The sequence below is a fragment of the Streptomyces hainanensis genome, assembly GCF_004348415.1.
Classification (GTDB): Bacteria; Actinomycetota; Actinomycetes; order Streptomycetales; family Streptomycetaceae; genus Streptomyces; species Streptomyces hainanensis.
Map to the genome: position 1 here is coordinate 1 of NZ_SMKI01000865.1, position 1,043 is coordinate 1,043.

Below are 1,043 nucleotides of genomic sequence, written 5' to 3' on the forward strand. Positions count from 1 at the left end.
CCGCCCGGCTGCTCGACGCCGACCGGCCCGGCCCGGCCGCCGCCGTGGTCGCCGGCCTCGAGGAGGACGGCCGCACCGCCGTCCTGGTCACCCTGGACGGCGCTCCGGTGGGCGTGCTCGGCATCGCGCGGACCCGGCCGCCGCTGGACGAGGGGAACGAGGACTGGTCCTACGGCGTTCCGGCCAGCTATCTGCGGGAGCTGGTCGCCTACTGGCGGGACGGCTACGACTGGCGCCGGGCCGAGGCGGCCATCAACGCCCACGAGAACTACCGGGTGGACGTCGCCGGCGTCCCGGTGCACTTCCTGCGCAAGGCCGGCCGTGGGCCCCGCCCGATCCCGTTGGTCCTCACCCACGGCTGGCCGTGGACGTTCTGGCACTGGTCGAAGGTGATCGAACCGCTCGCCGACCCGGCCGCGTTCGGCGGCGACCCGGCGGACGCGTTCGACGTCATCGTGCCGTCGCTGCCCGGCTTCGGCTTCCCCGGCCCGCTCACCGGCTTCCCCGACGTCAACTTCTGGAAGGTCGCCGACCTCTGGCACACCCTGATGACCGAGACCCTGGGGTACGAGAAGTACGCCGCCGGGGGGTGCGACATCGGCGGGATCGTCTCCAGCCAGCTCGGCCACAAGTACGCCGACGAGCTGTACGGCATCCACATCGGCTCCGGGCTGCCGCTGAACTTCTTCACCGGCCCCCGCGCCTGGGACTTCGCCAGGAACCGGCCCCTCACCGACGACCAACCGGCCGAGGTCCGCGCCCGGATCATCGACCTGGACCGCCGTTTCGCGACCCATGTCGCCGTGCACATGCTCGACGGTGCCACCCTGGCCCACGGGCTGAGCGACTCGCCGGCCGGGCTGCTCGCCTGGCTGCTGGAGCGCTGGAACGCGTGGAGCGACCACGGCGGCGACCTCGAATCGGTCTTCACCAGGGACGACCTGCTCACCCACGCCACGATCTACTGGGCGAACAACTCGATCGCCACGTCGATGCGTTACTACGCCAACGCCAACCGCCACCCCTGGACCCCCGCCCACGAC

1 protein-coding gene is annotated in these 1,043 nt (G+C 72.1%); it reads left to right on the plus strand.

From position 1 onward, the window contains the following. Nucleotides 1-83 precede the first annotated feature (83 nt). Nucleotides 84-1,043: epoxide hydrolase family protein (locus tag E1283_RS36525; protein WP_243745356.1), on the plus strand; the 960-nt coding region annotated here is incomplete at its 3' end.